The organism is Sphingomonas sp. S2-65 (genome assembly GCF_021513175.1).
Classification (GTDB): domain Bacteria; phylum Pseudomonadota; class Alphaproteobacteria; order Sphingomonadales; family Sphingomonadaceae; genus Sphingomonas.
Genome location: NZ_CP090953.1, coordinates 1,655,857 through 1,681,049, shown reverse-complemented (window position 1 = coordinate 1,681,049; position 25,193 = coordinate 1,655,857). Strand labels below are relative to the sequence as shown.

Sequence of the window (25,193 nt, the reverse complement as noted above, 5' to 3'; positions counted from 1 at the left end):
GTACGCTTCGCGCTCGCTTAGGCGGCGAGCTTGCGCAGGACGTAATGGAGGATGCCGCCGTTGAGGAAATATTCCAGCTCGTTGACGGTGTCGATCCGGCAGCGGGTCTGGAAGGTCTCGGTGGTGCCGTCCTTGCGGGTGAGCGTGACCTGGACGTCCTGGCGGGGGCGCAGCGATGCCACGCCGGTGATCGTGAAGGTCTCCGACCCGTCGAGCCGCAGCGTCTGGCGCGTGACGCCTTCGGCGAACTGGAGCGGGAGCACGCCCATGCCGACCAGGTTCGAGCGGTGGATACGCTCGAAGCTTTCGGTGATCACTGCGCGGACGCCGAGCAGGTTGGTGCCCTTCGCCGCCCAGTCACGCGACGAGCCGGTGCCATATTCCTTGCCGGCGACGACGACGAGCGGGGTGCCGTCGGTCTTGTGGCGCATCGCGGCGTCGTAGATCGGCATGACCTGGTCGTGATATTTGGTCATCCCGCCTTCGATCCCGGGGACCATTTCGTTCTTGATCCGGATGTTGGCGAAGGTGCCGCGGACCATGACTTCGTCATTGCCGCGACGGGCGCCGTAGCTGTTGAAGTCCTTGCGGTTAACCTGATGATCCTGAAGGAATTTCCCCGCAGGGCTGTCCGCCTTGATCGAGCCGGCGGGCGAGATGTGATCGGTGGTGATGCTGTCACCCAGGATCGCCAGCGGCTTGGCGTCGACGATGTCCTGCACCGCCGCCGGGGTCATCGACATGCCCTCGAAGTACGGGGGATTGTGGATGTAGGTCGAGCTCGTCGGCCAGCTATAGGTGTCCGAACCGGTCACGGTGATGCCCTGCCAGTGACGGTCGCCCAGATACACGTTGCCGTAGCGCGCGCGGAACATCGCGTCGTCGATATTGGCGGTGATGAGGCCCTGGACCTCCTCGTTGCTCGGCCAGATGTCCTTGAGGAACACCGGACCGTTGGTGCCCTGACCGATCGGCGTCTCGTACATGTCCTCGGTGACGGTGCCCTTCAATGCATAGGCGACGACCAAAGGCGGCGAGGCGAGGAAGTTGGCGCGCACGTCGGGCGACACGCGGCCCTCGAAGTTGCGGTTGCCCGACAGGACCGACGCCGCGACGATGTCGTTGCCGTTGATCGCCGCCGAAATCGGCTCGGCCAGCGGTCCGGAATTGCCGATGCAGGTGGTGCAGCCATAGCCCACCAGGTTGAAGCCGATCGCGTCGAGATCCTCGGACAGGCCGGCCTTGTTGAGATAATCGGTCACGACCTGCGAGCCCGGCGCCAGCGAGGTCTTCACCCACGGCTTGCGGGTGAGGCCGAGCGCGCGTGCCTTGCGCGCCACCAGGCCCGCGGCGATCAGCACCGAGGGGTTCGAGGTGTTGGTGCACGAAGTGATCGCGGCGATCACCACGTCGCCGTCGCGGATGCCGTGATCGGCGCCCTCGACCGCGACTTCCGCCGCGCGCTCCTTCTTGTAGACCTTGGTCAAATCGCCGTTGAACACCTCGTCGACGCTGTCGAGGCTGACGCGGTCCTGCGGACGCTTCGGGCCGGCGAGCGACGGACGCACGCTGCTCATGTCGAGCTCGAGCGTGTCGGTGAAGATCGGCTCGGGGCTGTCGACGTCGTGCCACATGCCCTGCGCCTTGGCATAAGCCTCGACCAGCGCGATCGTCTCGTCCGGGCGGCCAGTGAGACGCATGTAATCCATGGTCTTCTCGTCGATCGGGAAGAAACCGCAGGTGGCGCCATATTCGGGCGCCATGTTGGCGATGGTCGCGCGATCGGCGAGCGTCATCGCGTGGAGGCCCGGGCCGTAAAACTCGACGAAGCGGCCGACCACGCCGCGGGCGCGCAGCATCTGGGTGACGGTGAGCACCAGATCGGTGGCGGTGATGCCTTCGCCCAGCGCGCCGGTCAGCTTGAAGCCGACGACTTCGGGGATCAGCATCGACACCGGCTGGCCGAGCATCGCGGCCTCCGCCTCGATCCCGCCGACGCCCCAGCCGAGCACGCCCAGGCCATTGACCATCGTGGTGTGGCTGTCGGTGCCGACCAGCGTATCCGGGTAGGCGATCGTCGCGCCGTCGGTCGCCTGCGACGACCAGACCGACTGCGAGATATATTCGAGGTTCACCTGGTGGCAGATGCCGGTGCCGGGGGGCACGACCTTGAAATTGTCGAGCGCCTTGGAGCCCCATTTCAGGAACTCGTAGCGTTCGTTGTTGCGCTCATATTCCAGCGCGACATTCTCTTCGAACGCCTTGGGCGTGCCGAATTCGTCGACCATCACCGAGTGATCGATGACGAGGTGGACGGGCACCTGCGGATTGATCTTGGCCGGGTTGCCGCCAAGCTTGGTGATCGCGTCGCGCATCGCGGCGAGATCGACCACGCAGGGAACGCCGGTGAAATCCTGCATCAGCACGCGGGCCGGGCGATACTGGATCTCGCGGTTCGAGCGGGCGTCCTTCTGCCAATCGACCAGCGCCTGAGCATCGTCCCTGGTGACGGTGACGCCGTCCTCGAAGCGGAGCATGTTCTCCAGCAGCACCTTCATCGAGAAGGGCAGGCGGGAGATGTCGCCCAGCTTCTTCGCGGCCTTGGGCAGCGAGTAGAAGGCATAGGTCTTGCCGGCGACATCCAGCGTGTCGCGAGTGCCGAGCGTGTCGTTGCCGATGGCGGTCATGGGGCTACGGGTTCCTTCCCTAAATCGTTCCGGCGAGGAACGCCTGGGGTCCGCAGAAGGGGCCGCGCGGGCGCGCCGGATGGCAGCTGAATACGAAGATTCGGGAGGGCCTTAGCGCGGGATGGGGTGCGGGGGAAGGGGAGGGGAGGGATGCGAGCAACGTTGGGCGCATCGCTCCGTTGTCTGCACGTCCATTTTATTGCCAAGTAGAAGCGTGAGGGGCTGCAAACGAACCATCAGCCACTTACGCTCGGAAATGATGTGCACGCAAAGCGGTCTACTGTTCATCTTCGACGGACGCGCCACTTGCGGTTTTGAGGTAGCTCCAAGGTTAACCGAAGAAGAAAAATTCTCGCGCAACCTGAGCGGCAAGAGAACCAAGCGGCAGCCACCTTCTCGGCTCCCGTACACTCTTCCCCGACCGGAGCGGCGCGTATATCGATGCGGTATGTTTGGGATCGGCCGCCCCCCCCTGGAGTCCAATGCAATGGATGCGGCGCCCGCTGCTACCCCGGGGCAGCAGCACATTGGCCATAGACGCCGCGATTGCTGGTGGGAGCCCATCTTCGACCCGGAGTTCGTTCTCGATCAGGAGCCTTACGACTGGGATCTCCAGCGCGATGCCGGCCCTTATCGACGGTTCGTACCAGCGTCCACGCTCGCCGCCCGGATCAAAGCCGGCGAAACTCTAGAAGTCCGAGGGATACTGTTCCGCGAATGTGACTTTCAAGGCGCCTTCGAAGGCGACCCAATTATCATGTTCGATCAGTGCCGCTTCATAGCCTGCGACCTAGCCTACTCGACTTGGCGGCGCTGTCACTTCAAGGACTGCACCTTCCAAGATTGTTCGATTTCCCTCGCCAGTTTTCACGCTTGTGAATTGCGTGGATGTTCGTGGAGCAACATTGGCATCGCTAGTCGCACCGAAATGAACAAAACATTTCTAAGCAACCCCGGTCAGCTGATAGCTGCGTCGGTTAGTGGACGGGATCCGCGCCGAAAAACGTGGGAGCATCGCATGCACCAGTGGTTCAGACTGCGCGGCACGCGCGCGCATTTCCTAAGAACGGTCATGCTCTCGCACGCCACCACGGGGGACGAGCATACCTACTACGAGACGGTAAGGCTTCACGAACTTGAGCGGTCTTCTGCCCGTGTGGCGCAAGACATTTACGAGACGATCTTCGGCCCCGGTTGGCGACGTCTCGTTGCCATACCCGCGACGGTGCTGCACTCATTTAACTACGCGATAATGCGCGCTCTCGGTTCGCTAAACGGCTGGGGAGAGTCGGCAAGTCGTCCGTTCATGGCGCTGCTGGCCTGCTGGATTGTGTTCGGTGCGATTTATTCCAAAGTGAAGTTCGCTTCGCGGATTTCAGCCCCGTTCCAGAAGAGCTTCGACCTAACATTTATCATCGGTTACGGTAATCAAGTGGCTCCGTCCGATCCGATGCTGACGTTTGTCCAAGACATTCACGCACTGGCGGCAATCGTGATATATTCAGTTTTCTTCGCCACAGTTATCTCGAAGCTTTCTCGCGCAAGATGAATAACGAGGTCCTTATCCTCTATGGCAGCAGGGCACGAGGTGACGCTGGCTCTGAAGCTGACGTGGACCTAATGTTAGCGACAGACGTTCCCCGCCCTCAATCGCCCGTTGAGCGCATGGGTGTAAGTCTCCACAACTACCCGCGTGCCTGGCTGCTCGAGCAGGCGAAACGTGGCGACCTTTTTGCCTACCACGTTGGTCATGAGGGCATTGCCCTTCGGGATGGCGATGGTTTTCTACTAGACCTGAGGAAGGCCTTCAGCCGACGAGCCTCGTATACGGCGGACGTGCGCGTCGGCCTTTTTGTCGCGCGCCTTCTGGCGGAAACCGACTGGGGTGCGGATGCGAGTCTCAGGCGCAGGTTCTTCTGGGGGGTAAGAACCTGCCTGATCTCCTGGACAGCAGAAGAGGGATCACCGATCTTCTCTGCGCGGATGCTGGAATCCTCCACGGCGATAGACGGACTGGCAGACTTGATCGGCCGGCGCGCCACTGCTTCATTTGAGGAATGTCGGACGCTGTCGGAGCGACTGGAGCGAGCACTTCCCGACTTAGCCTTGCCCCGCCTCACGGGTGACGCGCTGAGAGGCTTCTTGACCAAGGTCGGCGGCTACGCCGCAGAGTGTGCTTACGCTTCCGATAAGCGGGTGTGGGAGGACCAAGCCGAAGTTGCGGTCTACGCCTGACGAGAGTCTTTGTGGAGGTCGATCTAGCGGCGTACTCCACCTTCCGTAGGAGCGATCAAAGACCGGCGCTTAGGCACATGCGATCTATTGCTTCGAATACCCGCTTCGAGGCGCTATCCGATCCGAGGGAGTAATGCACCATATCAACGGGCTCGCTCGTGGAGACTACCCCTCCACCGGCTTCGCCGGTTCCCTTCCCCCTCCGGGGGAGGATTGAAGAAGCGTGGAGGGTGCGTTCTCTGCCATGCGAAGGTTGGCGGTTGTTGCACAGGGGTAGTGCTGGCGGCATGCTTGATCCTCCCCCGGAGGGGAAGGGGGACCAGCCGCAGGCTGGTGGAGGGGTAGGTCGCCACATGCTGCACGGCCCGAAGCGAACCCAGAAACGCGCCACAGGGCTTCGCCGGGCGATGAGCCTGCCTGAGGTGCTGTTGTGGCAGGAATTGCGGAAGCGGCCTGGGGGCATGCGCTTTCGGCACCAGCATCCTGCCGGGCCTTACGTGCTGGATTTCTTCTGTCCCAAGCATCGGTTGGCGGTTGAGGTGGATGGCGCGGCGCATGGGTGCGGGGATCGGCCGGAGCGGGATGGGGTTCGGGATGCCTGGCTTGCGGCGCAGGGTGTGCGGGTGGTTCGGGTTTCGGCTTCTGAAGTGCTGGGCAACCTTGAGGGAGTGGTGCGCTACATCGCCGGGTTCGCTTGTGGACACTACCCCTCCACCGCCTTCGGCGGTCCCCTTCCCCCTCCGGGGGAGGATTGAGTAGGTCCGCATCCGACCTGTCACTCCTTCCAGGGGAGGATTGAGGTTCGTCCGCGGAACCTGCGTGAGTTCGCATCATTCCTGCTGAGGAGGCGCCTTGCCGCGCCGCTGAGGAGCAACGACCATGGCCACCGTCCCGCCGTTCGATGCCAACCCTGCCAATCCCCGCACTTCCGCATTGCTCCACCGCAACTGGGGCTGGCTGGTGGTGCGCGGCGTGCTGGCGCTGGGGCTGGCGGTCATCGCCTTTCTGTTTCCGCTCAATGCGGTGTTCGCCTTTACCATGGTGTTCGCGGCTTATGCCGGGGCCGATGGCATCCTGTCGCTGATCGCGGGGGTGCGGGGGGCTGCGCATCATGGCGAGCGCTGGGGGTCGCTGATCCTGCGCGGGGTGGCGGGGATTGCGGTTGCCGTGCTGTTCCTGGTGATGCCGGGGGTGGCGACTTTGAGCTGGGCCTATGTCGCGGCGGGGATGGTGGTCGCCTGGGCGATCCTGACCGGATTGTTCGAGATCGTCGCGGCGGTGCGGCTGCGGCGCGAGATCCGCGGCGAGTGGCTGCTGGGGCTGTCGGGGCTGTTGTCGGTGCTGCTGGGGCTGTGGATCGCCTGGGTGCTGTGGACCGATCCGCTGGTGAGCCTGTTGTCGGTCGGGTGGGCGATCGGGGCTTGGGCGGCGGTGGTTGGCGTGGCGCTGGTGGCGCTGGGGTTGCGGTTGCGGGGGTTGGCTGGTTCTTCGTCGCCGCGGCCTTGAGCCGGATTGCCGCTGCCTTGATCCGTCAGAAGAAGAAGCGGGATCCCGGCTCTAGGCCGGGATGACGAGGGGAGTGGGGGGGTGGCTCGGCCTTGTGCGTTCTTCTTATGTTCTTGTCTTGTAGGATTTCGAGGCATAACTGGTGGGCTCCTTTGGCACGGGAGCGAGTCGGATGGGACAGGAGAAGAAGACCGGCGTGGCGCGCGAGCATCGGGTGCGCAGCGACGGGTGGACGCCGCTGCGGCAGCGGGCGTTCCTGCGGGCGCTGACCGAGATGGGCTGCGTGTCGGACGCGTGCAAGAAAGTGCAGGTGTCGACCACGTCGGCCTATCGGCTGCGCGCCAAGTCGGGCGAGTTCGCCGCCGCCTGGGCCAAAGCGCAGAAGAAGGGGCGCGCGGTGCTGGAAGAGGCGGCGTATACCCGCGCGGTCGAGGGCTGGGACGAAGTGGTCGAGAAGGGCGGGGAGGTGGTGTCGCGCAAGCGGCGCTATTCGGACTCGCTGCTGCGGCTGCTGGTGCAGCGCGGCGACCTGCAGAGCGGGTTCGGCGGCATGAGCCAGGAGGAGCGCGAGGCGGCGGCGGAGAAGGCGGCGGAGGCGGCCGGGGGCATGTTCTCGACGCCGCAGCGCGAGGGTAGCGCGCGCGAGCGGCTGGAGAAGAAGCTGACCGAGATGGCGGCGCGGCTGGAGAAGGGCAGGATCCCGTGCCCGGACCATCATCCCTGCCCGACCTGCAACGACACCGGGCGGATCGACGATATCGGCCAGTTCGGGCCGCGAGGACGCGGCGGCGCGCCCGATTGAGCGCGGCCGAGAACCGAGGGCTTGGAACCGGACGCGGGCGGGTCCATTACGGTCGGGCAATCTTTGGGGAGTCGGGATATGGTGCGCATCGGGCTTATGGCGGCGCTGGCCGCGAGTGCAGTGGCGGTGGCGGGCTGTGCCACGCCCGAGCAGAATGCGCGCTACATGGCCGGGCATTTCCGCGCCCAGGCCGACCTGCGCAACGCCGCGGGCGAGCCGGTGGGCACCGCGGTGGCCGAGGAAGTCGACGGCGCGATCCGCGTGATGGTGGAAGCGCGCGGGCTCCCCGCCGGGGTGCACGGGACGCATGTCCATACCACCGGCAAGTGCGACGCGCCGGACTTTGCCAGCGCCGGGTCGCACTGGAACCCGACCACTCACCAGCATGGCAAGGAAAACCCGGCCGGGCCGCATGCCGGCGACATGCCGAACCTGAGCGTCGGCGCGGACGGCGCGGACCGGACGATCTTCACGCTGCCCGCCGGCACCTTTGCCCAGTTGATGGACGAGGATGGCGCGGCGCTGGTGATCCATGCCGGCGCGGACGACTACAAGACCGATCCGTCGGGCAATTCGGGCGGGCGGATCGCCTGCGGGGTGTTCCAGAGCGTTTGATTGGCGGTGCCGTACTCCCGTTAAAGCGGTTCGCCTGCTTGCCGGGCGCGGGCCTCGCGGCTCGCTTCGGCGGCGGGGACCAGGCGATAGGCGGCGAGCGCGGCGGCGAGCGCCAGCGGCACGCTGACCAGCAGCGAGAGGATGCCGGTGGCGAGACTCCCGGTCAGGTCGGCGATGCGGCCGGCGAGATAGGGGCCCAGCGCCAGGCCGATCAGCGTGGTGCCGATGAAGAAGGCCGCGGTGGCGGTGCCGCGCATGCGGGGCAGCACCAGGTCCTGCGTCGCAGCGGCCGAGGCGCCAAGCGCCGTGCAGGCGAGCAGCTGGGTGAGCGGCAACATCGCGTAGAAGAGCGGCTTGGACGTGGTGGTGAAGGCGATCGCCAGCGGGAGCACCGGGGCGAGCGCGCCGAACAGGATCACCAGGACGCGGCCGGTGGCGAAGCGCGCGCGCAGGCGGTCGGCGGCGATCCCGCCTCCAGTGACGCCAAGGAACCCCGCGAGGATCGCCGGCCCGCCGATCCACAACCCGGCCTCGCGCGCGCTGACCGCGAAGACCTGCGCGGCGTAGCTGGGGGCGAGGCCAGCTACGGCATAAGCGAGGAAGGCGTTGAGGCCATAGGCGACCACGACGCAGAGGAACGCCGGGGTGCCGACGATCAGGGCGAAGGTGGCCGCGTCGCGGTGGCGCAGCGCCGAGGCCCAGGAGAACACCGCGTAGGCGCCGATCCCGACCGCGAGCCACTGCGGCAGCGGCTCGCCGAGCGCGACCAGCCCAGCGACCGCGGCGGCGACGAGCGCCAGGGCGAGCAGGTTGGCTGGCAGCGCGCGGTTGCGGGCGGCGCCGAGCAGCGTGAAGGGCGGGATGATCGTCAGCAGCTCTGCCGCGAAACTGCGGAACGGGGCGGGGTGCGGCGGCGTGGCGATGCCTTCGCTCAGGCCGCGGACCGGCTCGCGCAGCGTGGCGACCCACAAAGCGAGCGGGATGCCGGGCAGGCCGACCGCGAGGAACGCCGCCTGCCAGCCGACCAGCCCGGCGGGGCCGCCGTGCGGGAATGCGGCGTTCCAGCCATCGGCGATCGACCCGCCGATGAACAACGAGAACCCGCCGCCGAAGAAGATGCCCGAGGAGTAGATGGCCAGCGCAGTGGCGCGCTGGCGCTTGGGAAACCAGTCGGACAGCAGCGAATAGGCCGCGGGGCTGGCGGTCGCCTCTCCCACGCCAACGCCGATCCGCGCCCCGGCGAGTTGCGCACCCGAGCGCGCGAAGCCCGACACCGCGGTCATCGCCGACCAGAGCGCAAGACCGAGGGTCATGAGGCGGACGCGGTGCCAATTGTCCGCCAGCCGCCCGAGCGGAATGCCGAACAGCGCATAGAACACGCCGAACGCAGTGCCGTAGAGGAAGCCGATATCGGCATGGCCGAGGCCGAGATCGCGGCGGATATGCGGCGCGAGGATCGTCAGGATCTGGCGGTCGATGAAGTTGAGCGCGTAGACCAGGAACAGGACGCACAGGACATACCAGGCATAGGGGCTGGCGCGGTCGGGAGCGGGGGTGGGCATGGTCCTCTCCGTGCTGTTTGGTGTTGCGGAGGGTAGCGGGCGTACCGGCTTTACGAAAGGGGGGGCTCATCGGCGGCATCGCGCCGAACCCTCACCCCGGCCCTCTCCCGCAGGCGGGAGAGGGAGATTGTTGTGCTTGTGTCGAAGGGTTGGCCTGATAGGCTGGGTTGGAGGGGGATCATCGATGTTCGCTTATTTCGTCGAGACGTTGCCGCATTTCCTGGCATATTTCGCGGCCGCGGTGGTGTTGGCCGTCGCGTTCCTGGCAGTGTACGTCCTGATCACGCCGCACCGTGAGTTCGCGCTGATCCGGGCCGGCAATACCGCCGCGGCGGTGCAGGTGACGGGTACTTTCCTGGGCTTCGCGCTGCCGGTGGCGATGGTGATCGGGCATTCGGTGAGCATTCCCGACATGCTGATGTGGGGCGCAGTGGCGGCGGTGGTGCAGCTGGTGGTGTTCTTCGTGATCGCGCGGCTGTTGTTCCGGGCGGTGTCGCAGAAGATCGTCGAGGATTGCCTGGCGTCGGGCGTGTTCGTGGGCGGCATGGGCGTGGGCTTCGGCGTGCTCCAGGCCGCGTGCATGGTCCCTTGAGCGAGAAGGCCGCACCATGCGCAAGCAACTGACGATGACCACGGCGATGGCCGCCGCGCTGCTCGCGCTGCCGGCCTGTTCGTCGCGCAACGACGAGTGGGAAGGCGTGACCGCCGACCGCGACACCGCGGTGTGCGTCGACAAGGACGGCAAGCGCGTCGACGACCGCCAATGCAACCCGCAGGCGCGCGGCGCCTATGGCGGCGGGGGTGGCGGCATGTCGAGCGCGTTCCTTTGGTATTATCTCGGGCGCAATTCGGCGGTGCCCTATTATGGCGATTCGATCCGCGACCCGCGCTATGCCGGGCGGGGATCGTTCAGCCCGGCGCAGGGCGTGCGCTATGCCGACGCGCCGCGCGCCAGCCGGGTGACGCGATCGCAGGCGGTGTCGCGCGGCGGGCTGGGCTCGCGCGGGCGCAGCTTCGGCTCCGGCCGCTCCTGAGGTGCAGCGCCACAGCATCGCGCCGCGCCCCGACTGGCAGAAGACGGTCGAGGAACAGGGGCTGATCTGGCACGGCGCCGGCGACGCGGACGGCGAAGAACGCTATTGGGACGAGAGCGCCTATTATTCCTTCACGCTGGAGGAGGTCGAGCGGATCGAGGCGGCCAGCGAGGCCGTGTACCAGCTGTTCCTCGAGGCCGGCGAACGCATCGTTTCCGATCCCGAGGTCATGGCGCTGTTCGGTATACCCGACTGGTGTCACGGCGCAGTGAAGGCGGCGTGGAAGAACGAGCCGCCGGCACTCAATTATGGCCGGTTCGACTTCGGCTATGACGGGACCGGCGAGCCCAAGCTGTTCGAGTTCAACTGCGACACGCCGACCTCGATGCTGGAAGCCGGGGTGATCCAGTGGGAGTGGAAGGAAGACGTCTTTCCCGAGCTCGACCAATATAACAGCCTGCACGAGAAGCTGATCGGGCGCTGGGCCGACATCCGCGCGCGGTTGCCGGGGCAGCGACTGTGGGTCACCCATGCCGCCGATCCGTCGCACGAGGACACGATCACCGCGACCTATATGCGCGACCTCGCCTCGCAGGCGGGGCTGGAGACGCTGGGGGTGGTGATCGACGATATCGGGCTCGACGCCACCGGGCGGGCGGTCGACGCGGACGACCAGCGGATCACCGCGATCTTCAAGCTGTATCCCTGGGAATGGATCGTCAGCGAGGAATATGGCCGCGAGATCGTCCGGCATCTGCCCGAGACCGCCTGGATCGAGCCGATCTGGAAGATGCTGTGGAGCAACAAGGCGGTGCTGCAGGTGCTGTGGGCGATGTTCCCCGGGCATCCCAATTTGCTGGCGGCGTCGGTGATCCGCGAGAAGGTGGGGGCGGATTACGTCGCCAAGCCGTTCCTGGCGCGCGAAGGGGCCAACATCGAAGTGGTCGCGGGTGGGGCGACGCTGGCGCGGAGCGGCGGCGGGTATCGCGAGGGGCTGACCATGTACCAGGAGCTGTACCGCCTGCGCGACTTCGGGGCCGGCTATCCGGTGCTGGGGTGCTGGGTGGTGGATGGCGCCGCGGCGGGGATGGGGATCCGCGAGGACGGGCTGATTACCGGCAATGGTGCGCGGTTCGTGCCGCATGTGATCCGGGGGTAGGGCCGGGCTTCTAGTCCTCCCCTGTAAGGGGAGGTGGCAGCGCGTGAGCGCTGACGGAGGGGTGTCGGCCTGTCGAGGGCGGGGATACCCCTCCACCACGCCCTTCGGGCGCGGTCCCCCTCCCCCTCCGGGGGAGGATGTGGGGGAGGGTAGGGATACCCGTCCGCCATTCGCCTGCGGGGAGGTTCCTGGGACGGTGCAGCGGTGGGTGTGGGCTGGCTTATTCCTCCCCGGCACGGGGAGGGGGACCGCGCACGTTAGTGCGTGGTGGAGGGGGGCTGCCGCGGGCGGTCGGCTTGTGGAGAGCCCCCTCCACCATGCTTGCGCATGGTCCCCCTCCCCGTGCCGGGGAGGATTTTAGGGGTGCTGCAGGAGGGTGGCTCGTCGAGGGCCTGGCGCGCATCGAGGGGCGGCTGGCGCGAAGGATGATCCTCCCCTTGCCGGGGAGGTATTAGGGGTTACCCCCTTAGCGGATAGCGCTCGACGGCTTCGTAGCTGGCGGCGTCGTGGCCGAGATGGCTTTCGAACAGGAGGAAATGGTCGAGCGCGAAGGGGGCGCTCGACAGGGCGGCGTGGTCTTGGAGGAAGCCGTCGGTGATCGCGGTGCCGGGCTTCATCCGGGCGAGCGTGATGTGGGGGCGATAGGCGCGGCGTTCGGGGTCGAGGCCGCAGCGGACCAGGGCCTGGTCGACCTTGCGGTGGAGGTCGGCGAGCGGGGCGTGCGGCGTGAGCCCGGCCCAGAGCGCGTGGGCGCGGCCGCGGGTGTCGAACTGGCCGACGCCGGACAGCGCCACTTCGATCGGCTGGGCGTGGAGGCTGGCGAGCGCGACCGCCACGTCCTCGGCGACCGGGCGCTCGACCGCGCCGATGAAGCGTAGCGTCACGTGCAGTTGCTCGTCGCTCTGCCAGCGCGCGCCGGGAACCCCGCCCATCAGATCGAGGAGCAGCGCGCGAATGGCCGGGGGTGGCCGAAGGCCGACAAACAGACGGTGCATGGTCAGCAACATTAACTCACAAAACTGGCAGGCGCTCCCGCACCGGTTTCGCTTGAAAAGGATCGTTGCAGGGCCGATATTCGACGGTATCCGGACGCTTGTCCGGTTAAAGGAGTTCAGAATGGCTAATTGGTCGGATCCCCGGACCGGCGCCGCGCCGTTTGCGACCGCAGGTGCACGCACCGAAGCGCGCGACGCGGGGCTCAGGTCCTACATGCTTTCGGTGTATAACTACATGCTTTCGGGCGTGTTGCTGACGGCGATCATCGCGCTGGTGTTCGCGAAGACGAGCCTGATCACCCTGTTGTTCCAGGTGCAGGAAACCGCGCGCGGCACGTCGGTCGCGCCGTCGCTGCTCGGCTGGGTGGTCATGCTGTCGCCGCTGGCGGTGGTGATGGCGATGAGCTTTGGCCAGAACCGCCTGTCGGAAGGCACGCTAAAGACGCTGTTCTTCGTCTATGCCGGTCTGCTCGGCGCGTCGCTGTCGACGATCTTCCTGAGCTATACCGACACCTCGATCGCGCAGGTGTTCTTCGGCACCGCCGCCGGCTTTGGCGCGCTGAGCCTGTATGGCTATACTACCAAGAAGGATCTGTCGGGCCTCGGCACGTTCCTGATCATGGGTCTGGTCGGGCTGATCGTGGCGTCGATCGTCAACCTGTTCCTGCAGTCGGGCACGATGAGCCTGGTGATCAGCGTGCTTGGCGTGCTGATCTTCGCGGGCCTGACCGCGTACGACACGCAGAAGATCAAGAGCATGTATGCCTATGTCGGCGGGACCGACATGCAGGGCAAGGCCGTGATCATGGGCGCGCTGACGCTCTATCTCGACTTCATCAACATGTTCCTGTTCCTGCTGCGCCTGTTCGGCAGCTCGCGCGACTAAGCCTCGCGTCAGGATCAAGGGTTCGCGGCCCGGCGGGGAAACTCGCCGGGCCGTTTCTTTTGCGTCCGGCGCCTGTCCGGGGCGGAACGCCAGCGCGGCAAGGTTCGTTACAGGATGGCAACGCTCAGGAGAGTGACCATGAATTCGAACCCGAACGAACCGGCGTCGATCGCCAATGCGATGGACAAGATGTCGGTAGCGCCGGGACCCGAGAGCGACGGCGCCACGAAGGCGCCGGTGGGCTCGGCGGACGCCGGAACCGACAAGTCGATCACCGAACGGCTGGAGCGCAACCCGCTCAGCAAGGATGCGCATCTCGACCGGGCGCTGGACGAATCGATGGATGCGTCCGATCCGCCCTCGACCACGCAGCCGGGCCACAGCCAGGATCTGCCGGAAAGCTCGGGCTATGACCCCAAGGCCGAGAAGAAGCTGGCCGGCGGCCAGGAACCGAGCATCGTCGGCAAGATCCTGTCCAAGATCGGCCTGGGCTAAACCCCGGTGAGCGCGTCCCCGGCGTCGGGCTGGCGCGCGAACCTGGTTCTCTACGCGGCATTCACTGCCAATATCGGGATCGCCGTCGCCAAGTTCGTGGCGGCGGCGATCACCGGTTCTTCCTCGATGCTGACCGAGGGCGTGCACAGCCTGGTCGACAGCGGCAACCAATTGCTGCTGCTCTATGGCAAGCATCGCGCCAAGCGGCCGCCCGATGCCGTCCATCCGTTCGGCTATGGCCGTGAGCTGTATTTCTGGGCGTTCGTCGTCGCGATCCTGATCTTCGGACTAGGGGCGGGGGTGTCGATCTACGAAGGCTGGAAGCACATCCAGGCGCCCGAGCCGCTCCGCGACCCGCTGGTCAATTATATCGTGCTGGGCGTTGCGGTGCTGCTCGAGGGTACGTCGTGGATCGTCGCGGTGCGCGAGTTCGGCCGCGCGAAGGGCGACCATGGCTGGTGGCGGGCAGTGCGGGTCTCGAAAGACCCGGCGACCTTCATCGTGCTGTTCGAGGATTCGGCGGCGTTGCTGGGGCTGGTGGTGGCGGGCGTCGGCATCTGGGCGAGCCATGCCTGGGGTGATCCGCGCATCGACGGCGCCGCGTCGATCGTCATCGGGGTGATCCTGGCGTGCGTCGCGGCGCTGCTGGCGCGCGAGTCCAAGGGGCTGCTGATCGGCGAACGGGCCGATCCCGCGCTGGTCGAGACGATCCGGACGATGGTGGCGGCCGAAGCGCAAGTGACGGCGGTGAACCATGTCCGCACGATCCATACCGCGCCCGACCGGGTGTTCGTGGCGATCAGCGCGGATTTCGAGGACAAGCTGGCGATGGGCGAGGCCGAGACGCTGATCGAAGGCATCGAGCACCGCCTGCGCGCGACTTTGCCGCAGCTGACATCGATCTACATTCGCCCGGAAAAGCAGGAGGATGCGCCGCCGATCGGTTGAGGCCGGTCGGGCTCAGGCGGCCGCCTGCGCCGTGATCCAGTCGCGGAACGCCGCCATTGCCGGGGTCGTGCTGCGCGACTTGAGCCACGTCAGCCAATAGCGTCCGCTGGCGACCTGATGCGCGAAGGGGCGGACGAGGCGGCCCTCCTCCAGGTGGCGGGGGAGCATCGCGGGCGGGGCCAGCGCGACGCCGAGCCCCTGGACCGCGGCCTCGGCCATGACGAGCGAGCTGTCGAACACGGCGCCTCTGAGCGGCGGTGCGGGGATGCTGGCGGCCTCGAACCAGCGCGGCCATTCGTCGGCGCGGTACGAGCGCAGCAGCGGCAGCGCGCGCAGGTCGGCGGGGGTGCGCAGCCGTTCGGCGAGCGCCGGGGTGCAGAGCGGCGTGAGCGGCGCCTCCATCAGCGGCACGCTTTCGGTCGCGTGCCAGGCGCCTTCGCCGAAGCGGATGGCGAAATCCAGGCCTTCGCCGGCCAGATCGACGCGGTTGTTGTTGGTGAACAGGCGCAAGTCGATGCGCGGATGCGCGGCGTGGAACGCGGGCAGGCGCGGCAGCAGCCAGGCGGTGGCGAAGGTGCCGACCGCGGCGACCGACAGCAGCTGGGTGGCGGTGCCGCCGGCGATGCCCTCCACGAGTTCGGCAATGCGGTCGAAGCTTTCGGCAAGCGCGGGAAGCAGGGCGATGCCTTCGTCGGTGAGCGCCAGCCCGCGCGGCAGGCGGCGGAACAGCCGGGCGCCGAGCCGCGCCTCCAGCCCCTTCACCTGGTGGCTGACCGCGGCTTGGGTGACACACAGCTCGATCGCGGCGCGGGTGAAGGACAGATGGCGCGCCGAGGCTTCGAAGGCGCGGAGTGCGTTCAAGGGCAGATGCGGGCGGACCATTGCCGATCCATAAGAAAAGCTAATGGCTTCTACCAGCTTTGATCCTTTGTCGTGCGCGGCTCGGCCGGCCTAGCCTTGGTGCAAGATCATGGGAGCCAAGGGCAGATGAAGATGGATCGCAGACAGTTCGCCGGCGCGCTGGCGCTGGGCACAGGCGCGGCGCTGTCGGGGATCGCGCGCGCGGCGCCGGCGCGAGTGGTACGCGCGATGGTGGTGCAGGATTGGGCCAGCGGGCGGGTGCTGCATCGCTCGGGCGCCTGCGCGACGCGGTTCTCGCCATGCTCGACCTTCAAGATTCCCTTGGGGCTGATGGGGTTCGATGCGGCGATCCTCCGCGACGCGCATCACCCGGCCTGGGACTATGATCCGGCGGTGCACCGGGCGAACCGCGCGGTCGACAAGCAGCGGACCAATCCGGCGCAGTGGCAGGCGAATTCGGTGGTGTGGTTTTCGCAGGCGCTGACCCGCCGGCTCGGCGAGGCGCGGTTCAAGGGGTATGTCGATCGCTTCGGCTATGGCAATCGCGACGTGCGCGGCAACCCGGGCAAGCGCGACGGGCTGACCGAGAGCTGGCTGATGTCGTCGCTGGCGATCTCTCCCGACGAGCAGGTCGCGTTCCTGCGGCGGATGCTGGCGCACCGGCTGGTGTCAGCGCAGGCACATGCGCTGACCGAAGCGATCGTACCGGCGTTCGAGGGGGCCGGCGGCTGGCATGTGCGGGGCAAGACCGGCAGCGGCTGGCTGCGCCCGGACCGGGCCGAACCGCTCGGCTGGTTTGTCGGCTGGGCCGACAAGGGCGGGCGGCGGGTGCTGTTCGCGCGGGTCGAAGCCGGGGCGGCGGTTCCGCGCGGCACGGCCGGCGGACCCGCGACCCGCGAGGCGATGCTGCGCGAGATCGGCAGGCTAGCGCGGTGAGGCGGGTTCGCTGCCCCTGGAGTCCGTGATCCGCCGCTCGTAATGCGCCGCCATGTCGAGATGGGCCTGGCGCGCGGCGATGTTGGGCTGGCGTGTCGCCAGCTCGCGTTCGCGGTCGGCTCGGATACGGTAATAGTGGACCTCGTCCATGGGCCATTCCCCTTCCCTGGACGACCCAGGCTGCCAGAAAATCGTAAAAGATCAAGCAGCTGGTACTTGCTCTAGATCAGGCTGGCGGCATGTCTTCTCCGTCGAGACGGATGTGCCGCAGGCCGGAGGCCGCGTCGGCCTCGTCGATCGCCCGCAGCAGATCCTCGAACTTTTCATCATCGGAGACGGGAAAGCAGCGCCTGAAGCCGCTTCCCAGCCTTTCCAGGTCGCGGGTGGTCAATAGACCAACGGCGACGATCCGGTCCTGCACCAATATATCAACTCCGGCGAAATCTGTTGGCTGACCAACGTGAGTTAGCGGTGTTTGTGCCAATCGTTTCGCTTGGTTGACGTGAATCGCGCGCAATAGCCGGCTCAGCGCTTGAGGATGTCGAGCGCGGCTGCGGTCATCGCCTCGGTGGCGGTGGCGACCACAGCCTCGGCATCGGGCGCCCAATAGGCGCTGTGCAGCGAGGGGAGCTGCGCCTTGCTGGCCTGCGCCGCGTCCCATTTGGCCTTGGGCACGCCGCCCACCCAGAAGATCGTGCTCTGGATCGACTTGTCGGCCAGCCAGTAGCGGCTGAAATCCTCGCCGCCCATCACCGGCGGCGTGGCCGCGACGCGGTCCTTGCCGAAGCGGGTGGTCCAGAGCTGGCTGAGACGTCCGGAAAGCGGCTGGGTGTTGAAGGTGGAGGGCGTGAACTCGTTCATCACCGTCACCACCGGCATGCGGTCCTCCGGCATGCCGGCGGCGATCGCCTCCCCCTTGGCGATGCGGGCGATACCGTCGAGCAGTTGCTGGCGTACCGCCGGGGCGAAGGAGCGGACGGTGAGCTGCATCGCCACTTCGCTGCCGATGATGTTGTGCTTGGATCCGCCATGGATCGAGCCGACGGTGACGACCGCGGGCTGCTGCGGATCGACTTCGCGCGACACCAAAGTCTGGAGCGCGCCGACGATGCGCGCGGCGAGCACGACCGGGTCCTTGGTGGTCTGCGGATAGGCGCCGTGACCGCCGACGCCCTTCACGAGGATGTCCACCGAATCGACATTGGCGAGCGCATAACCGTCGGTGACGCCGATCTGGCCGGCGGGCAGGCTGGCGCTGTCATGGAAGGCGATCGCGAACTGCGGCTTGGGAAAGCGCGTGTAGAGCCCGTCCTCCAGCATCATCCGCGCGCCCATGCCGCGTTCCTCGGCAGGCTGGCCGATCATGACCAGCGTGCCTTTCCACTGACTCTTCAACGCGGCCAGGTTGCGCAGCGTGCCGATCCAAGTGGCCATGTGGGTGTCGTGGCCGCAGGCGTGCATCACGCCGGTCTCCTGCCCCTCGTCGGTGGTGGCGCGCACCTTGGAGGCGAAAGGAAGGCCGGTATCCTCGATCACCGGCAGGCCGTCCATGTCGGCGCGGATCAGGAGGACAGGACCAGGGCCGTTCCTGAGCACCGCGACGATGCCGGTGCCACCGACCTTTTCGGTGACTTCGAAGCCGGCCTTGCGGGCTTCGGCGGCGAGCTTGGCGGCGGATTTGACTTCGTGGAGGCTGAGTTCGGGGTTGGCGTGGAAGTCGCGGTAGAAGGTCATCAGCTCGGGAAGCGCCTTTGCGGTGGCGTCGTGGACCGGATCGGCGAGCGCCGGCGCGGCGAGGATGGCCGCGGTGGCGAGGAGTAGCGAACGAAGCATGATGGGTCCCCCGAGTTGTTGCCGCGAGTGTTGCGGCGGCGGGGAGGGGAGTCAAATGGTTGAGCCGTGCCGCGCAGTGCATGGCGATCGGCGCAAGCCGCTTCTACCCGCGTCCCGGGGTGACGACGATGATCTAGTCCGGCGGACTTGGGCCGAACGCTTTACCCAGCCGGGACGAGCTCCACGACGTCCAGCTGGGACTCGAACCTGGGATAAGGGAGCACCAGCCGCCAGCGCTTGTCGGCGATGCGCTCGACATAGCCGATCATGTCGCGGTTGGCGTCGACGCCGTAGCGCAGCGGCGAGGTCTCGTCGCCCAGCACCAGCGTGCCGAGGAACACCGCGCGGGTGTCGGTTTCGGCGAACAGGAGGCCGGTGGGACGCTGCGATCCGGTGACCTTGTGGAGGCTCTTCACTTCGCCTTCGTCGGCGATCCGGCACTCGAACCAGGGATAGGCAGTGAAGTCGCGCATCGCGGTGCCCTGGCCGCCGAGCTTGAACGCGCGGCAGCGATAGCTGCCCTGCGGCGGCAGCGCGCCAGCGAGCGCGCGGTCGGGATCGAACAGCAGCGGTTCGGCGGCGATGGCGCGGGCGTCGGCGGCGCGCGCCTTGGGAATGGCGGTGGTCCAGGCGCGGCGCCAATGGCGTAGGCGATCGCGATCGCTCGGGGTCGCGACGGTTTGCCAGCGCACGCCGCTGGGCAGGCGCGGCGACGTCGCCTCGCGGTACACGCTGCAGCCGGTGAGGCCGAGCCCCAAGGCCGCGGCAGACAGCATCCACTTGGTCGCCCCTGGCATCGCATATCCCCTCATGCCGCCGTCCAGCCGCCGTCCATCGAATAATTGGCGCCGGTGATCGCCGCGGCTTCGTCGCTGCACAGGAATAGCGCCAGCGCGGCGACTTGTTCCGGCAGCACGAACTGCTTGGTCGGCTGGGCGGCGAGCAGCACGTCGTTCATCACCTGATCGCGGGTGAGGCCGCGCGCGTTCATCGTGTCGGGAATCTGGTTCTCGACCAGCGGCGTCCAGACATAGCCCGGCGAGATGCAGTTCACGGTGATGCCATGCTGCGCGACTTCGAGCGCGGCGGTCTTGGTCAGGCCGGCGATGCCGTGCTTGGCGGCGACATAGGCTGACTTGTTCGGGCTGGCGACCAGGCTGTGCGCGCTGGCGGTGGTGAGGATGCGGCCCCAGCCGCGGCGCTTCATGCCCGGGAGGACGGCGCGCATCAGGTGGAAGGTCGAGCTGAGGTTGATCGCGATGATCGCGTCCCACTTGTCGAGCGGGAACTCGTCGATGGGAGCGACATGCTGGATGCCGGCGTTGGAGATCGCGATGTCCACCGCGCCGAACTCAGCCTCGGCTCGCGCGACCATCGCGGCGATCTGGTCCGGCTGCGTCATGTCGGCGGGATCGTAGAGCGCGCGGGCGCCGCCAGCCGACTCCAATTCCGACCGTGCCTGCTCGATCACGGCGGTGTCGCCGAAGCCGTTGATCATCACGTTGACGCCCTGGGCGGCCAGCGCGCGGGCATAAGCGAGGCCGATCCCCGAAGTGGAGCCGGTGACGACGGCGGACTTGCCTTTGAGGAACATGCGACCCCGCTTGTGGTGGTGGCGCAAGGTCTAGGCCGATCGGTGCGCACTGTGCAACGCTTCGCCGTCTCGGGCATTGTTGCGGACAGCCAACAAAGGGGATTGCGATGCGGCTCGACGACCTGGATCCGACCAACAACGCACGCGACCTGGGTTCGGGCGGCGGAGGCGGCGGGTTCGGGCTGCTCGGCTTCCTGCCGCTGTTGCTCGGGCGCGGCATGGGGTGCGGCGGTATCGGCATCGTGCTGGTGATCGGGCTGATCTATCTGGCGATGAGCGGCGGCGGCGGATTGCTGGGCGGCGGCGGCGCGCCGACGACGCAGCAGGGCAGCCGCAGCGGCGGATCGGGCGCTGCGGTGTGCCAGGCCTCGCCCGAGCGGCTCGAGGCGTGCCGGGTGATGACGAGCGCGGACCAGACCTGGGCGCAGATCTTCCAGGCCTCCGGGCAGCAATATAAGCCGGCGACGATCAACTTCTTCCAGGGCGGCGCGCAGACCGGCTGCGGCGCGGCGACGTCCGCCGTGGGCCCCTTTTATTGCCCGAGCGACGACGGCGTGTACCTCGACACCGCGTTCTTCAACGAGCTGGAGAGCCGGTTCGGCGCCAAGGGCGACTTCGCCCGCATCTATGTGATCGCGCACGAGATGGGGCACCATATCCAGGACTTGCTCGGCACGTCGGGCGAAGTGTCGCAGGCTCAGGCACGCGCGTCGAAGACCGAGGGTAACCGGCTGTCGGTGCAGCTGGAATTGCAGGCGGACTGCTTCGCTGGGGTGTGGGCGGCGCGCAACCGCAGCCGGCTGGAGCCCGGCGACATCGAGGAAGGCATGACCGCGGCGAACGCGATCGGCGACGACACGCTGCAGAAGCAGGCGCAGGGCCAGGTGGTGCCGGACAGCTTCACGCACGGCACCTCGGCACAGCGCATGCAGTGGCTGCGGCGCGGGCTGGAAACGGGGGATCCGGCGCAGTGCAACACCTTCGAGACGGCGCGGTAAGGGCGCAGGGCTGAGGCCCCTCCTGCTTCGTCACCCCGGCCTTGAGCCGGGGTCCCGCTGCCTTGCCCGACAGAAGAAGAAGCGGGATCCCGGCTCGAGGCCGGGATGACGAGGAAGGGGGCGATGGGGGTAGGAGGCTGGGCCGTGGGCGGCTACACCCCTGGCTATGACTGACTTCCTCAAAACTGCCGGCCGACCCGCGCTCGCTTATCATCACACGCCCGGCGAAGGCCCCACGATCGTGTTCCTGTGCGGCTATGCGTCGGACATGAACGGGACCAAGGCGCTGGCGCTGGAGGAGTGGGCGCGGGGCGCGGGGCGGGGGTTTTTGCGCTTCGACTATGCCGGGTGCGGCGCGAGCGAAGGCGCGTTTGAGGACCAGACGCTCGCCGATTGGCGCGACGACGCGCTGCGGATCATCGATGAAGTCGTGGGCGGGCCGGTGGTGCTAGTCGGATCCTCGATGGGCGGCTGGGTGATGCTGCTGGTCGCCAAGGCGCGGGCCGAGCAGGTCAAGGGGATGGTCGGGATCGCCGCGGCGCCGGACTTCACCGACTGGGGCTTCAGCGAGGCGCAGAAGCTGCGGATGCTGCAGGACGGCCGGCTGGAGGAGCCTTCGCTCTATTCGGACGCGCCGACGGTGACGACGCGTGGTTTTTGGGCGTCGGGCGAGGCCAATCGCGTGATGATCGGGCCGATCGCGTTCGACGGTCCGGTGCGGCTGCTTCAGGGCCAGCGCGACGCCGAAGTGCCATGGGAGCGGGCCCCGGCGCTGGCGAAGCTGATCCGTTCAGACGCGGTGCAGACGGTGCTGGTCAAGGACGGCGATCACCGACTGTCGCGCGACGGCGACATCGCGCTGATCCTTCGTGCCGTTCAGGATGTGCTTGCGCTATGTTCTTCCTCCTTCTGAGCCTGCAGGCCGCGGGCGCGGCCACTGCGGAGCCGCCGCGCTATGCCGAGTGCATGGATCTGGCGAGCGCCGACCCGGCGGCCGGCGTGCTGAACGCGTCGCGCTGGCGAATCGACGGCGGCGGCATGCTGGCGCGGCAATGCCTGGGTGTCGCTTATACCAACCAGCAGAAATGGGCGGCGGCGGCGGGCGCGTTCGAAGAGGCGGCGCGCGATGCCGAGGCGGCGAAGGACGCGCGGGCGGCGAATTACTGGGCGCAGTCGGGCAATGCCTGGCTGGCGGCGGGCGACGCGGCCAAGGCGCGGCGTGCGCTGGACGCGGCGCTGGCGGGAGGGTCGCTGAGCGGGCTGGCGCTGGGCGAGGCGCATCTCGACCGGGCACGCGCGCAGGTGACGGCGGGCGAACTGGAAAGCGCGCGCGAGGACATCGACAAGGCGCTGGTCGAGGCGAGGGACGATCCGCTCGGCTGGCTGTTGTCGGCGACGCTGGCGCGGCGCCAGGGCGATCTGCCGCGCGCGCATCGGGACATCGCCGAGGCGCTGAAGCGAGCGGGGAACGATGCGTCGGTACAGCTGGAGGCGGGCAACATCGCCGCGTCCGAGCGCGACGAGGCGGGGGCACGGGCGGCCTGGGGCCGCGCGGTAGAGCTTGGCCAGGATGGCCCGGTGGCCGAAGCGGCGCGCAAGGCGTTGGCGCAGTTTTCGGGGAGTTGAGGCTCCCCTGAATGGGGGGGATCAGCTTTGGTCCTTCTTCGTCACCCCGGCCTTGAGCCGGGGTCCCGCTGGAAGGATCCGCGAGAATGGAAGGATCCGCGAGAAGAAGAAGCGGGATCCCGGCTCAAGGCCGGGATGACGGTGGAGGAGGTCAGGTTAGGATCTCAGCCGTCCGCCCGCGGCGAGGTGGCGCAGGGCGGGATTGGGTTGCCCTTGGCTTCGGGGTGCTTATCTCCGGCTCACACCCATTTCACGGAGCTCCTATGCGCTACCTCCACACCATGATCCGCGTCAGCGATCCCGACGCCACGATCCGCTTCTTCAATCTGCTGGGCTTGCAGGAAGTGCGGCGGCTGGAGAACCGGGCGGGGCGGTTCACGCTGATCTTCCTGGCGACGCAGGCCGACATGAACGCGCCGGGCGAGCGCGCGAAGGCCGAGGTGGAGCTGACCTATAACTGGCCGGCCGAGGACGGCAGCGCGCCCGAGGTTTATACCGGCGGGCGCAATTTCGGGCATTTGGCCTATTATGTCGACGACATCTACGCGACTTGCCAGCGGCTGATGGACGGCGGCGTGACGATCAACCGCCCGCCGCGCGACGGCAACATGGCATTCGTGAAGACCCCCGACGACATTTCGATCGAGTTGCTGCAGGACGGACCCGCGCTGCCGCCGGCCGAGCCCTGGGCGTCGATGCCCAATAGCGGGACCTGGTAAGATGCTCGAGATCGTCCGCATCCCGGTGCTCAGCGACAATTATGTCTGGCTTGTCCATGACACCGTCTCGGACGAGACGATGGTCGTGGACCCCGGCGAGGCGGCGCCGGTGCTGGCCGCGGCCGAGGCGCGCGGGTGGACGATCTCGGCGATCTGGAACACGCATTGGCATCCCGACCACACCGGCGGCAATGCCGAGGTCAAGGCGGCTACCGGCGCGCGCGTGATCGCGCCGGCGGCCGAGGCCGCGAAGATCCCGACCGCCGATACGCTGGTGGGCGAGGGCGACGTGGTGCGGCTGGGCGACCATGCCGCGAGCGTGCTGGAAGTGCCCGGGCATACCGCCGGGCACATCGCCTTTCACTTCGCCGAGGACCGCGTGATCTTCACCGGCGACACGCTGTTCGCGATGGGCAGCGGGCGGCTGTTCGAAGGCACGGCCGAGCAGATGTTCGGCAACATGGCCAGGCTGAAGCAGTTGCCGCCGGAAACCACGGTCTACTGCGCGCACGAATATACCCAGTCGAACGGGCGCTATGCGCGGGTGGCCGAGCCGGACAATCAGGCGATCGCCGAGCGGATGGCCGACGTGGACCGGGCACGCGCAGCGGGCGAGGCGACGGTGCCGACCAGCATCGGGCTGGAACTGGCGACGAACCCGTTCCTGCGCGCGGAGACTGCGGAAATCTTGGCGGCACGCCGCGCGGCGAAGGATGCTTTTCGCGGCTGAAGGGTTATAGCGGACGGGCGGGGGCTGAAGCGAGGTTCGAATGATCCGTCTTGCCGTGCCTGCCGCCTTGATGCTCACTGCCCTGTCGACGGGCGCCGCGACGGAGCAGCGCCGCCCGGACGCGTCGATGGCGCGGATCAAGCGGACGCTTGCCGGGCTGACGCCCGGGGCGCCGCAGCGCTGCCTGCGCCGCGACAAGGTGTCCGAGCTGCGAACCGCGCGCAACGTCATCGTCTATGTCGCCGGACGCGACCGCGCCTGGCGCAACGATGTGGTCGGCGAAGGCTGCACCGGGCTGGGGCGCGATGACATCGTCGTTTCCGAGAGCCTGGTCCGAGGCGACTATTGCGCCGGCGACCTGATCCGGACGCGGGCACGCACCGGCGGCATGCTGACCGGCAGCTGTTCGCTGGGGCCGTTCGTGCCCTATACTCGCCAGAAATAAGCAGGAGAGGTTGGCATGCGGACCGCGTGGATGATGGGTGCTCTGGCGCTGGCCGGCTGCACATCGAGTTCGGAGATGCGCGAGTCGCAGCGCACGGAAGCGGCCGCCGATCTTGCGCGCGAACTGGATGGGCGAATCGCCGGCACGCCGGCCAATTGCATCGCCAACAGCACGAGCACGCGACCGATGGTCATCGACGAGCATATTGTGCTGTACCGCGAGGGCGGGCGGATCTGGCGCAACGACCTGGCCGCGGCGTGCCCGCGGCTGACGCCGTACAACACGATGATCGTCGAAGTGCAGGGCGGCCAGCTGTGCCGCAACGATCGGTTCCGAGTGCTCGAGCCCGGGACGACGATCCCGGGGCCATATTGCCGGTTCGGGCAGTTCGTACCGTACGAGCGTAAATAGGCATCCAATCCTCCCCGGCACGGGGAGGGGAACCAGCGAAGCTGGCGGAGAGGGAGCGCCACGGGCGAATAGCGCGCGGATAGCCCCCTCCACCACCAGCGTACGCTGGTGGTCCC

At 67.4% G+C, this 25,193-nt stretch carries 29 protein-coding genes and 1 pseudogene; 21 read left to right on the top strand and 9 right to left on the bottom strand.

Annotated features, from left to right (window positions below):
• Positions 1-17 precede the first annotated feature (17 nt).
• Positions 18-2,687 (bottom strand): aconitate hydratase AcnA, encoded by a 2,670-nt coding sequence (gene acnA, locus LZ586_RS07965; protein ID WP_235079346.1) that lies wholly within the window; start codon positions 2,685-2,687, stop codon positions 18-20.
• A 487-nt stretch (positions 2,688-3,174) separates the two neighbouring features.
• Here acnA and LZ586_RS07960 point away from each other — a divergent pair, with 487 nt between their 5' ends.
• The 7 genes and pseudogenes from LZ586_RS07960 to LZ586_RS07935 all read left to right on the top strand — a co-directional run bounded on the left by LZ586_RS07960 (position 3,175) and on the right by LZ586_RS07935 (position 7,845).
• Positions 3,175-4,236 (top strand): pentapeptide repeat-containing protein, encoded by a 1,062-nt coding sequence (locus LZ586_RS07960; protein WP_235079345.1) that lies wholly within the window; start codon positions 3,175-3,177, stop codon positions 4,234-4,236.
• Positions 4,233-4,277, top strand: a pseudogene (locus LZ586_RS18270) (hypothetical protein); the annotation flags it as partial. The gene LZ586_RS07960 and the pseudogene LZ586_RS18270, both read left to right, overlap by 4 nt.
• Positions 4,278-4,352: 75 nt before the next feature.
• The gene (locus tag LZ586_RS07955; RefSeq protein ID WP_235079344.1) at positions 4,353-4,922 is read left to right on the top strand and encodes a hypothetical protein; all 570 of its coding nucleotides are present in this window, start codon (positions 4,353-4,355) and stop codon (positions 4,920-4,922) included.
• A 287-nt stretch (positions 4,923-5,209) separates the two neighbouring features.
• Positions 5,210-5,677, top strand: a complete 468-nt coding sequence (locus LZ586_RS07950) for an endonuclease domain-containing protein (RefSeq protein WP_319938051.1) — start codon at positions 5,210-5,212, stop codon at positions 5,675-5,677.
• Positions 5,678-5,801: 124 nt separating this feature from the next.
• The gene (locus LZ586_RS07945) at positions 5,802-6,428 is read left to right on the top strand and encodes an HdeD family acid-resistance protein (RefSeq protein ID WP_235079342.1); all 627 of its coding nucleotides are present in this window, start codon (positions 5,802-5,804) and stop codon (positions 6,426-6,428) included.
• Between the two features lie 172 nt (positions 6,429-6,600).
• Complete coding sequence (locus LZ586_RS07940; RefSeq protein ID WP_235079341.1) at positions 6,601-7,230, top strand: hypothetical protein; 630 nt, start codon at positions 6,601-6,603, stop codon at positions 7,228-7,230.
• Positions 7,231-7,308: 78 nt separating this feature from the next.
• Positions 7,309-7,845 (top strand): superoxide dismutase family protein, encoded by a 537-nt coding sequence (locus tag LZ586_RS07935; protein ID WP_235079340.1) that lies wholly within the window; start codon positions 7,309-7,311, stop codon positions 7,843-7,845.
• Positions 7,846-7,865: 20 nt separating this feature from the next.
• Here the strand turns inward: LZ586_RS07935 and LZ586_RS07930 are convergent, their stop codons facing one another.
• Complete coding sequence (locus tag LZ586_RS07930) at positions 7,866-9,407, bottom strand: spinster family MFS transporter (RefSeq protein ID WP_235079339.1); 1,542 nt, start codon at positions 9,405-9,407, stop codon at positions 7,866-7,868.
• Positions 9,408-9,591: 184 nt separating this feature from the next.
• Between LZ586_RS07930 and LZ586_RS07925 the strand changes: the two genes are divergently transcribed.
• From LZ586_RS07925 to LZ586_RS07915, 3 genes are read left to right on the top strand one after another with little or no spacing between them, the layout of a single operon-like run.
• A complete protein-coding gene (locus LZ586_RS07925) occupies positions 9,592-9,999 on the top strand; it encodes a DUF350 domain-containing protein (RefSeq protein WP_235079338.1) in 408 nt (135 codons plus the stop codon).
• Positions 10,000-10,015: 16 nt separating this feature from the next.
• Entirely contained in the window at positions 10,016-10,441 is a 426-nt protein-coding gene (locus LZ586_RS07920; protein ID WP_235079337.1) for a hypothetical protein, read from the top strand.
• 1 nt (position 10,442) lies between these two features.
• The gene (locus LZ586_RS07915) at positions 10,443-11,600 is read left to right on the top strand and encodes a glutathionylspermidine synthase family protein (protein ID WP_235079336.1); all 1,158 of its coding nucleotides are present in this window, start codon (positions 10,443-10,445) and stop codon (positions 11,598-11,600) included.
• Positions 11,601-12,058: 458 nt separating this feature from the next.
• On the opposite strand, the gene thpR is transcribed toward LZ586_RS07915, so the two are convergent.
• Entirely contained in the window at positions 12,059-12,595 is a 537-nt protein-coding gene (gene thpR, locus LZ586_RS07910) for an RNA 2',3'-cyclic phosphodiesterase (RefSeq protein ID WP_235079335.1), read from the bottom strand.
• 121 nt (positions 12,596-12,716) lie between these two features.
• Between thpR and LZ586_RS07905 the strand changes: the two genes are divergently transcribed.
• From LZ586_RS07905 to LZ586_RS07895, 3 genes are all read left to right on the top strand, one after another.
• Positions 12,717-13,481: a Bax inhibitor-1 family protein gene (locus tag LZ586_RS07905; protein ID WP_235079328.1), complete on the top strand. Its 765-nt coding sequence runs from the start codon at positions 12,717-12,719 to the stop codon at positions 13,479-13,481.
• A gap of 138 nt (positions 13,482-13,619) precedes the next feature.
• A complete protein-coding gene (locus tag LZ586_RS07900) occupies positions 13,620-13,976 on the top strand; it encodes a hypothetical protein (RefSeq protein ID WP_235079327.1) in 357 nt (118 codons plus the stop codon).
• A gap of 6 nt (positions 13,977-13,982) precedes the next feature.
• Positions 13,983-14,924 (top strand): cation diffusion facilitator family transporter, encoded by a 942-nt coding sequence (locus LZ586_RS07895; protein ID WP_235079326.1) that lies wholly within the window; start codon positions 13,983-13,985, stop codon positions 14,922-14,924.
• 12 nt (positions 14,925-14,936) lie between these two features.
• On the opposite strand, the gene gcvA is transcribed toward LZ586_RS07895, so the two are convergent.
• The gene (gene gcvA / locus LZ586_RS07890) at positions 14,937-15,806 is read right to left on the bottom strand and encodes a LysR family transcriptional regulator (RefSeq protein ID WP_235079324.1); all 870 of its coding nucleotides are present in this window, start codon (positions 15,804-15,806) and stop codon (positions 14,937-14,939) included.
• Between the two features lie 111 nt (positions 15,807-15,917).
• Here gcvA and blaOXA point away from each other — a divergent pair, with 111 nt between their 5' ends.
• Positions 15,918-16,721, top strand: coding sequence for a class D beta-lactamase (gene blaOXA / locus LZ586_RS07885; protein WP_235079322.1), 804 nt, complete (start codon positions 15,918-15,920; stop codon positions 16,719-16,721).
• Here blaOXA and LZ586_RS07880 read toward each other — a convergent pair.
• The 5 genes from LZ586_RS07880 to LZ586_RS07860 all read right to left on the bottom strand — a co-directional run bounded on the left by LZ586_RS07880 (position 16,710) and on the right by LZ586_RS07860 (position 20,148).
• Positions 16,710-16,871, bottom strand: coding sequence for a hypothetical protein (locus tag LZ586_RS07880; RefSeq protein WP_235079321.1), 162 nt, complete (start codon positions 16,869-16,871; stop codon positions 16,710-16,712). The two genes, blaOXA and LZ586_RS07880, sit on opposite strands and share 12 nt — an antisense overlap.
• Before the next feature lie 76 nt (positions 16,872-16,947).
• On the bottom strand, positions 16,948-17,142 hold the full coding sequence (locus tag LZ586_RS07875) for a hypothetical protein (RefSeq protein ID WP_235079320.1): 195 nt from the start codon (positions 17,140-17,142) through the stop codon (positions 16,948-16,950).
• Positions 17,143-17,246: 104 nt separating this feature from the next.
• Positions 17,247-18,554, bottom strand: coding sequence for an amidohydrolase (locus tag LZ586_RS07870; RefSeq protein ID WP_235079318.1), 1,308 nt, complete (start codon positions 18,552-18,554; stop codon positions 17,247-17,249).
• A gap of 161 nt (positions 18,555-18,715) precedes the next feature.
• Positions 18,716-19,366 (bottom strand): DUF4893 domain-containing protein, encoded by a 651-nt coding sequence (locus LZ586_RS07865; protein ID WP_235079315.1) that lies wholly within the window; start codon positions 19,364-19,366, stop codon positions 18,716-18,718.
• Positions 19,363-20,148, bottom strand: coding sequence for a 3-hydroxybutyrate dehydrogenase (locus LZ586_RS07860; RefSeq protein WP_235079314.1), 786 nt, complete (start codon positions 20,146-20,148; stop codon positions 19,363-19,365). The genes LZ586_RS07865 and LZ586_RS07860 overlap by 4 nt, the downstream gene beginning before the upstream one ends.
• A 107-nt stretch (positions 20,149-20,255) precedes the next feature.
• Here LZ586_RS07860 and LZ586_RS07855 point away from each other — a divergent pair, with 107 nt between their 5' ends.
• The 7 genes from LZ586_RS07855 (at position 20,256) to LZ586_RS07825 (ending at position 25,077) form a co-directional block, all read left to right on the top strand.
• Positions 20,256-21,146 carry a neutral zinc metallopeptidase gene (locus LZ586_RS07855; RefSeq protein WP_235079313.1) on the top strand — a complete coding sequence of 297 codons (891 nt, stop codon included), beginning with the start codon at positions 20,256-20,258 and terminating at the stop codon, positions 21,144-21,146.
• 166 nt (positions 21,147-21,312) lie between these two features.
• On the top strand, positions 21,313-22,059 hold the full coding sequence (locus LZ586_RS07850; protein WP_235079312.1) for an alpha/beta hydrolase: 747 nt from the start codon (positions 21,313-21,315) through the stop codon (positions 22,057-22,059).
• Positions 22,041-22,772 (top strand): hypothetical protein, encoded by a 732-nt coding sequence (locus tag LZ586_RS07845; RefSeq protein ID WP_235079310.1) that lies wholly within the window; start codon positions 22,041-22,043, stop codon positions 22,770-22,772. Before LZ586_RS07850 ends, LZ586_RS07845 begins: the two co-directional genes overlap by 19 nt.
• Positions 22,773-23,035: 263 nt before the next feature.
• Positions 23,036-23,491, top strand: coding sequence for a VOC family protein (locus LZ586_RS07840; protein WP_235079308.1), 456 nt, complete (start codon positions 23,036-23,038; stop codon positions 23,489-23,491).
• A gap of 1 nt (position 23,492) precedes the next feature.
• Positions 23,493-24,221 (top strand): hydroxyacylglutathione hydrolase, encoded by a 729-nt coding sequence (gene gloB, locus LZ586_RS07835; RefSeq protein WP_235079307.1) that lies wholly within the window; start codon positions 23,493-23,495, stop codon positions 24,219-24,221.
• A 40-nt stretch (positions 24,222-24,261) separates the two neighbouring features.
• Positions 24,262-24,666, top strand: coding sequence for a hypothetical protein (locus LZ586_RS07830; RefSeq protein ID WP_235079304.1), 405 nt, complete (start codon positions 24,262-24,264; stop codon positions 24,664-24,666).
• A gap of 15 nt (positions 24,667-24,681) precedes the next feature.
• Positions 24,682-25,077, top strand: a complete 396-nt coding sequence (locus tag LZ586_RS07825; protein ID WP_235079303.1) for a hypothetical protein — start codon at positions 24,682-24,684, stop codon at positions 25,075-25,077.
• The last annotated feature ends 116 nt before the right edge of the window (positions 25,078-25,193 follow it).